This is a genomic window from Nonomuraea lactucae, from assembly GCF_003313395.1.
GTDB classification, from domain to species: domain Bacteria; phylum Actinomycetota; class Actinomycetes; order Streptosporangiales; family Streptosporangiaceae; genus Nonomuraea; species Nonomuraea lactucae.
The window spans coordinates 1-7,142 of sequence record NZ_QNFZ01000888.1 but is presented as its reverse complement, the minus strand read 5'-3'; the positions used below and the strand labels follow the sequence as shown (position 1 = coordinate 7,142).

Genomic DNA, 7,142 nt, shown 5'->3' with positions numbered 1-7,142 from the left:
CCCGCCACGCCCGCCGCGCCCACCGGCCCCGCCACGCCCGCCGGCGGGGCGGGCGCCGAGGAGTCCTCGCGGCCGGAATCTCATGACCAGCACGAGGACCAGCCCGAAGACGAGCAGCCGGTACTGGTCGAAGTCACGCAGCAGTTCGGGCACGACGACCAGGGCGACGGCTCCGGCGACGCACCCCCACGCTCGGCCGAGGCCGCCCAGCACGACCATGGCCAGGACGCGGATGGATTCGGAGAACATGAAGCTGTCGGGGAAGACCGAGCCGTACCAGGCGGCCGTGATGACGCCGGCCCCACCGGCGATGGCGGCGCCGAAGACGAAGGCCGAAAGCTTGGCCCGGACGATGCTGATGCCGCAGGCGCTCGCCGCGGCCTCGCTCTCGCGCATGGCCCGCCAGGCACGGCCGATCCTGGCGTCCGCCAGGCGCAGGCAGCAGAAGAGCACCGCCACGGCGTACAGCACCGCGAGCAGGTAGAACTGCATCGTGGCGGTGAGCCCGAACGGCCCGGCGAAGACGTTCTCGTCTCCGATGGTGAGGCCACCCACCCGCGGCCGGTCGAGCCCGAGAATGCCCTGGGGGCCGTTGGTGATGTTGACCGGCCGGTCGAGGTTGACCAGCAGGACGTAGACGATCTCACCGAAGCCCAGGGTGACGATGGCCAGGTAGTCGCCATGGGTGCGCAGCGCCGGAAGTCCGATCAGTACGCCCAGCGCCGACGCCAGCGCCATCCCGAACGGGAGGAGCAGCCAGAAACCGATGTGCCGGTCGTGCATGGGGCTGGCGAGCAGCGCGTAGGTGTAGGCGCCCACGCCGAAGAAGGCGATGTAGCCGAGGTCCAGCAGGCCGGCGAGGCCGACGATGACGTTCAGGCCGAGGCTGAGGGCCGCGTAGACGACGACCAGGGTGCAGATGCGCACCACGTAGTCACTGGGGACGATCATCACCACGGCGGAGGTCGCGACGGCCGTCAGGCCGATCTGGTTGCGGACAAGGTGTGCCCAGGGACGCCGGGGGGTGATGGCCGCCGCTCGCTCGGTGGCCCCTGCCGTGGGTCGCCCGCCTGTCGCTGTCTGCGTGTTCACACTCGTTCCAAGGCTTTGCGGCCGAAGAGCCCGGCCGGACGGAGGGCGAGCACGGCCACCAGCATCACGAAGGCGACCAGGTCCTTGTACGCGGCGGACCACAGGGTGGCGGCCATGGCCTCGGTCACGCCGAGCACCAGGCCGCCGGCCATGGCGCCCTTGATGTTCCCGATGCCGCCGAGGACCGCGGCGGTGAACGCCTTGATGCCCGCGCTGAAGCCCATCAGGTAGTCGATCTGTGTGTAGTAGAGCGCCACCAGGCAGCCCGCCGCGCCTGCCAGCGCGGATCCGATGAAGAAGGTCCGGGTGATCACCTTGGAGACGTCGATGCCCATGAGCCCCGCGACCTCGGCGTCCTGCGCCACGGCCCGCATCGACCGGCCCAGGGTCGTCCGGGAGACCAGCACCGTGAGGGCCGACATGAGGATGACGCTGACGAGGAACACGAGGACGGCCGTATGGCCGACCCGCACGCCGAGGAACTCCCAGCTCCCGATCGTGATCACCCTGCCGGCGGGAACCGACTGCGGCCGTGCCTCCTTCTGGAACAGGACCTGCAGCGTCATGACCAGGTTCTGCAGGATGAGACTGATCCCGATGGCGCTGATGAGCGGGGCGAGCCTGCTGCTGCGCCGGAGCGGGCGGTAGGCGAACCTCTCGACCGCGACCCCCAGCACGCCGCTGCCGAGCATCGCGCAGCACAGCATGGCCAGGAGAAGGACGGGGCCGGCCGAGGCCGGCCCGCCGATCGCCGACAGTCCGGACAGGGTGATGAAGGCGGTGAAGGCCCCCACCATGAACACCTCGCCGTGCGAGAAGTTGATGAACTCCAGGACCCCGTAGACCATCGAGTAGCCCAGGGCGATCAAGGCGTAAACCGAGCCGAGGGCCAGGCCGTACACCAGTTGTTGTGGCAGCGACGCGAGCATGGGACTTGTCCTTGAGCGGCGATGTCAGCGGAAGTCGGCCGGCTTGAGCACGGCCACCTCGGAGAAGTCGGCGTTCTTCACCGTGAAGATGTGCACCTCGGCGTTCTTGTTGTCGCCTTTGGCGTCGAACACGATCGGGTCGCCGCCCTGCACCGGCGTGTAGGTGATTCCGCGCAGGCTCGTCACGATCGAGGCGCGATCCACCCGCTCGGCGCGGGTGATCGCCTGCAGCACCAGCCGCGCGGCGTTGTACTCCAGCAGGCCGTAGCCCGAGGGCTTGCCGTACTTGGCGCCGTAGGCGTCGAGGAACTTCCGCGCCGACGCGTTCACGTTGCCCGCGCTCGCGGTGAGGAACGAGCCCTCGACCGCCTGGCCGCCCTTGAGGAAGTCCGGGTCGTACAGGCCGTCGCCGCCGCAGATGAGGACGTCCAGTCCCACCTCGCGGGCCTGCTGCGCGAGCAGGGCGGCGTCGGCGGGGTAACCGCCGAAGTAGATCACCTCGGTGTCCTTCGGGATCGTGCCGAGCACCGCGCGGAAGTCCTTGTCACCGGCCTTGATCGCGGCGGATTTCACGATGGTCAGCCCGGACTTCTCGGCCGTCGCGGTGAACTCGTCGACCAGGCCGACGCCGTAGCTGGACTGGTCGTCGATGGTGCTGATCTTCTTGTGGGAGGTCTTGGTGGCGAGGTAGGTGGCGATCGCCGGGCCCATGTAGTCGTCGCGGGCGCCGACGCGGAAGACGTTGGGCAGGCCACGGTCGGTGACGTCGGGGTTGGAGCTCAGCGGGGAGATCAGGGCGAGGCCACAGCGCTTGTAGACATCGCTGGCGGGGATCGTGACACCGCTGTTGTAGTGGCCGATCACCGCGACCACGGACTCGTCGTCGCAGAACTTCTGGGCCACGGACTGACCGGCCTGCGGGTCGCCCTGGTCGTCGCCCTGGATCACCCGGACCTTCCTGCCCCCCAGGCCACCGGCGGCGTTGAACTCGTCGACGGCGATCTGCACCGCGTGCAAGGTCTCCTGACCGGCGCGCGCGTTCGCCCCCGACAGCGGCGCCCCGACGGACAGTGAGATCTCGCCGGACTGGGCGGCGCCCGGCGACGTCTGCTGGGCGCATCCGGCGGTGGCGCTGACGGCGGCGGTTCCCGCCATGGCGACCAGCAACCAGCGTCCTCGGAGCGGGGATGTGTGTGCGCGCATGTGACGCTCTCCTTCACGGAAATGGGTGCCTTCCGATGGCGGTTTACTGGTCGGACCAGTAGACTCATAGTGAAAGTAGCCTAAGTTGCATGTCAAGGCTTCGCCCGAACGGAGGGTTTCCGATGGGTACAACAGACTCCGCCCTGCCCAGGGCCTCCCTGAGCCGGACGGTGGGGCCGGCCGACACGGCGGCGGCCTACGCGTCCGATCTGCCCGCGGCGGCGGCGACGCCGTTCGTGCTCGGCATCGCCGAGATGGCGTGCCACGACGCCGTGCTGCCGAGCCTGGCGCCGGGTGAGGTGACGGTCGGCACGCGCGCCGTCGTCGAGCATCTGGCGCCCTCACCGGTGGGCGCGGTTCTGACGGCGGAGGCGACGCTCGTGCGGCGCGACGGGCGGCGGCTCGAGTTCGTCGTCGAGGTCACCGACGGCGCAGGGCGCTGTGCGAGGATTGAGCACGTGCGAGCGGTCGTGCGGTCCGAGGCCCTCGACGAGCGACTCGCCGCCCGGTCCGGCGGGGACGCCGCGGAGCGGGGAAGGTGACCATGGAGTTCCACGGGCGGGGATGGCTCACCTTCGACTGCTACGGCACCCTGGTCGACTGGCGCACCGGGATGGAGCGGGCGCTCGACTCGGTCGCGCCCGGCAGGGCCGCCGAGTTGCTGGCCGGCTACCACCGGCACGAGCCGCTGCTGGAGGCCCGCAGCCCCGCGCCCGCGTATCGCGCCGTGCTGAGCGAGGGCCTGGCGTCGGCCGCCGGCGAACTCGGCCTTGACCTGACGCCGGAGCAGGCGTCCGTCCTGGCGGACACGCTGCCCACCTGGCCGGTCTTCCCGGAGGTGCCCCGGGTGCTGCGCGCGCTCAAGGCGGCGGGATGGCGGCTGGGGATCCTGTCCAACGTGGACGACGACCTGATCGCCGAGACGATCCCGCAGTTGGGCGCCGACATCGACGCGGTCGTGACGGCTCAGTCCGTCGGCTCCTACAAGCCCGCGCTCACGCACTTCGCGACCTTCCGGACCCGCGCCCAGCCTGGAGAGGGCGAGTGGCTGCACGTCGCATGCAGTTGGTTCCATGACGTGGAGCCGTGCCGCGAGATCGGCGTTCCGGTGGTCTTCGTCAACCGCGAGGGCGACGTGCGCGACACTGGTCAGGTCGTGGCGATGCTTCCAGATCTGTCAGCGTTGCCGGACGTCGTGCAGAATTGGAGTCTCGAGAACAGGGAATAGGGTTTCGGTCATGGCAGACGAGCGCACCGCGACGGGCAACGGGAGGCCGGCATTCCGCAGCATCACCCCGGTGCGGGCGTACGAGGGAATCGTCGCGCAGGTCGAGGAGGCCATCTTCACCGGTCAGTTGCGCGTCGGCCAACGGCTGCCCTCCGAACGGGACATGATGGCCCAGTTCGGCGTCAGCCGGGCCACCGTACGCGAGGCGTTGCGCGTCCTGGAGAGCAACGGGCTGATCCGGTCCCGTCACGGCGACCCCAGCGGGGGCGCCGAGGTGCAGGGCAGCTCGTCGACGCGGGTGGCGAAAGCGCTCACCAGCTTCGCGCAGCTGGGCCAGATCGGCGTGGCCGAGCTGGTCGAGTTCCGGATGGTGGTTGAGGGAAGCGCGGTGCGCCTGGCCGCCGAACTGCACGGGGAGGCGGAGCTCGCGGCCATGGAGTCCGCCTTCGAGGAGATGCGCCGGGTGGCCGCCGGCCCTTTCGAGAAGTTCTCGGACGCCGACGTGGCGTTCCACATGAGCGTGGCCGACTGCGCCGGCAACCGGCTGCTGAGCGCGTGCAGTCAGTTCGCCCGAGACATGATGCTCAAGCTCATCAGCGACAAACTGCGTGGCGCCGGAAACCCGGAGGCGCTCATGCAGGAGTCGCTGAACCGGCACGGCGCGTACTTGGACGCGATCCGGCTGCGCGACGGAGACCTCGCCGAGGCGCTGGCCCGCAAGGATCTGTTCGACTACTACGAGCCCTACGTCACCGATGACGAGCGAAGCCGGCTCCGCCTCCTGCTGACCGGCGGCTCACCGGACGGGGCCGGATCGCCGGACCCCGCCTGACGAAGGGCTGACCCGGCGGGGTGCGGTGGCCGGCGGGCCGAGGGTCACTCGCGCAGGGCGGCCACCGCCTCCAGGAGCCTGTCCACGTCCGAGCGGTCGTTGTAGGGGACCAGTCCGGCCCGCACCGCGCCGCCCGCGTCGCGGATGCCGAGCGCGGCCGTCAGCTCCCAGGCGTAGCTGTGGCCGCTCCACACGTTCACCCGCCGCTCGGCGAGGCGCTCCGCCACCCGCCGCGGGCTCAGCCCGGCCACCGTGAAGTACGCGGTGGCGGTCCGCCTGGCCGGCTTGCCGTACAGGGTGACGTGCGGCATCGCCTCCAGCCCCGCGATCAGCGCGGCGAACAGCTCCAGCTCGTGCGCCTGCGCCGCGGCCATCGAGGCCAGCAGCCGCTCCCGGCGGGTGCCCGTACCCGGCACCATGGCCGCCAGGTGCTCCACGGCGGCGGTCACCCCGGCCAGGTCCGCGAAGGCCGCCGTGCCGGTCTCGAACCGCTCGGGCACCGTGTCGGGAGAGGGGGCGAGCTTGTCCGGCCTGATCCGGCCGAGCACCGCCGGGTCGGCCACGACCGCGCCGATGTGCGGGCCCGACCACTTGTAGGCGCTCGTCGCGTAGAAGTCCGCGCCCAGCGCCCGCATGTCCACCGGGCCGTGCGCGGTGGCGTGCACCCCGTCCACGTACGTCAGCGCCCCCGCCGCCCGCGCCATCGCGCAGATCGCCGCCACGTCCGGCCGGGTGCCCAGCACGTTGCTGGCGGCGCTCACCGCCACCAGCCGCGTCCGCTCCCCGATCAGGTCCGCGTACTGCTCCACAGGCAGTTCCCCGGTGGCCGGATCGACCTCGGCCCAGCGGACGGTCGCGCCGGTCTGCGCCCAGGGGCGTACGTTCGCGTCGTGGTCGAGCCGGGACACCACCACCTCGTCGCCCGGCCCCCAGTCCTTGGCCAGGGCGGCCGACAGGCGGTAGGTCAGCGTCGTCATGTTCGGGCCGAGGATCACGCCGTCCGCACTTCCGCCCACCAGGTCGGCCACGGCGGCGCGGCAGCCGGCCACGATGGCGTCCGAGCGCCCGCTGGCCGGGAACGCCCCGCCGACGTTGCCGAGGCCCGCGTGGTAGGCGCCCGCGATGGCGTCGATCACCGCCCGCGGGGTCTGCGTGCCCGCGGCGCCGTCGAGGTAGGCGTGGCCGTCGGCCAGCGCGGGGTAGGTTGCGCGCACCTTTTGTACGGGAAAGAGCATGGTGTGTTCATGCTCTCCACCGGGAGACCTCAACCTGGCCGGGCCTTGAAGTGGTGAGCCGAGTCTGATTTGTTCGGGGCGGAGGTGTGACGCATGCCACAGCTTTCCGCGCTGGATGCCCAGTTCCTGCACTTCGAGACGGCCACCAACGTCGCGAACATCGGCGGCCTGGCCCTGCTGGCGGGCGAGCTCCACCGCGCCGACCTGCAGGCCATGCTGGAGGCGCGGCTGCCGTACGTGCCCGCGCTGCGGCGCAGGCTCGCCCCGGTGCCGCTCGGCCTCGACCACCCCTACTGGGTGCGGGAGGACGACCTCGACCTCGACTACCACGTGCGGGAGATCGGTCTGCCGCCGCCCGGCGACCACGCGCAGCTCGCCGAGCAGGTCTCCCGGCTGCACGCCCGCCGCCTCGACCGCCGCCGCCCGCTGTGGGAGATGTACCTGGTGCACGGCGTGTCCGGCGGGCGCATGGGCCTCTACACCAAGGTCCACCACGCCGCCGTGGACGGCGTCGGCGGGGCCGACGTGCTGGCCGCGCTGCTGGACCTCGGCCCCACCCCCGGGCCGCCGCTCATCGCGGCCTCCCCCGACGACGAGCCGCCGCCCGGCACCGCCGCGATGCT

Annotated in this window: 8 protein-coding genes; 4 read left to right on the top strand and 4 right to left on the bottom strand. The window is 71.3% G+C overall.

Annotation, left to right across the window (positions count from 1 at the left end; all coding sequences use genetic code 11):
* The 3 genes from DQW85_RS30695 to DQW85_RS30685 form a co-directional block, all read right to left on the bottom strand.
* On the bottom strand, positions 1 to 1,092 hold a 1,092-nt coding region (locus DQW85_RS30695; protein ID WP_205315533.1), incomplete at its 3' end, for an ABC transporter permease subunit.
* Complete coding sequence (locus DQW85_RS30690) at positions 1,089 to 2,021, bottom strand: branched-chain amino acid ABC transporter permease (protein WP_113703299.1); 933 nt, start codon at positions 2,019 to 2,021, stop codon at positions 1,089 to 1,091. The genes DQW85_RS30695 and DQW85_RS30690, both read right to left, overlap by 4 nt.
* A 24-nt stretch (positions 2,022 to 2,045) precedes the next feature.
* Positions 2,046 to 3,224 carry a branched-chain amino acid ABC transporter substrate-binding protein gene (locus DQW85_RS30685; RefSeq protein ID WP_113703298.1) on the bottom strand — a complete coding sequence of 393 codons (1,179 nt, stop codon included), beginning with the start codon at positions 3,222 to 3,224 and terminating at the stop codon, positions 2,046 to 2,048.
* A gap of 122 nt (positions 3,225 to 3,346) precedes the next feature.
* On the opposite strand from DQW85_RS30685, the gene DQW85_RS30680 reads away from it, so the two are divergent.
* From DQW85_RS30680 to DQW85_RS30670, 3 genes are read left to right on the top strand one after another with little or no spacing between them, the layout of a single operon-like run.
* The gene (locus DQW85_RS30680) at positions 3,347 to 3,766 is read left to right on the top strand and encodes a thioesterase family protein (protein ID WP_113703297.1); all 420 of its coding nucleotides are present in this window, start codon (positions 3,347 to 3,349) and stop codon (positions 3,764 to 3,766) included.
* 2 nt (positions 3,767 to 3,768) lie between these two features.
* Positions 3,769 to 4,452, top strand: coding sequence for an HAD family hydrolase (locus DQW85_RS30675; RefSeq protein WP_113703296.1), 684 nt, complete (start codon positions 3,769 to 3,771; stop codon positions 4,450 to 4,452).
* A gap of 10 nt (positions 4,453 to 4,462) precedes the next feature.
* Positions 4,463 to 5,284 (top strand): FadR/GntR family transcriptional regulator, encoded by an 822-nt coding sequence (locus tag DQW85_RS30670; protein WP_113703295.1) that lies wholly within the window; start codon positions 4,463 to 4,465, stop codon positions 5,282 to 5,284.
* Positions 5,285 to 5,328: 44 nt separating this feature from the next.
* On the opposite strand, the gene DQW85_RS30665 is transcribed toward DQW85_RS30670, so the two are convergent.
* On the bottom strand, positions 5,329 to 6,519 hold the full coding sequence (locus DQW85_RS30665; RefSeq protein ID WP_113703294.1) for a cysteine desulfurase-like protein: 1,191 nt from the start codon (positions 6,517 to 6,519) through the stop codon (positions 5,329 to 5,331).
* Between the two features lie 93 nt (positions 6,520 to 6,612).
* Here DQW85_RS30665 and DQW85_RS30660 point away from each other — a divergent pair.
* On the top strand, positions 6,613 to 7,142 hold a 530-nt coding region (locus DQW85_RS30660), incomplete at its 3' end, for a wax ester/triacylglycerol synthase domain-containing protein (protein WP_275888273.1).

Bases quoted from the DNA above. Each gene is read 5' to 3' on its own strand.
- DQW85_RS30690 (WP_113703299.1), bottom strand. From the start codon at position 2,021: ATGCTCGCGTCGCTGCCACAACAACTGGTGTACGGCCTGGCCCTCGGC.
- DQW85_RS30685 (WP_113703298.1), bottom strand. From the start codon at position 3,224: ATGCGCGCACACACATCCCCGCTCCGAGGACGCTGGTTGCTGGTCGCC.
- DQW85_RS30680 (WP_113703297.1), top strand. From the start codon at position 3,347: ATGGGTACAACAGACTCCGCCCTGCCCAGGGCCTCCCTGAGCCGGACG.
- DQW85_RS30675 (WP_113703296.1), top strand. From the start codon at position 3,769: ATGGAGTTCCACGGGCGGGGATGGCTCACCTTCGACTGCTACGGCACC.
- DQW85_RS30670 (WP_113703295.1), top strand. From the start codon at position 4,463: ATGGCAGACGAGCGCACCGCGACGGGCAACGGGAGGCCGGCATTCCGC.
- DQW85_RS30665 (WP_113703294.1), bottom strand. From the start codon at position 6,519: ATGCTCTTTCCCGTACAAAAGGTGCGCGCAACCTACCCCGCGCTGGCC.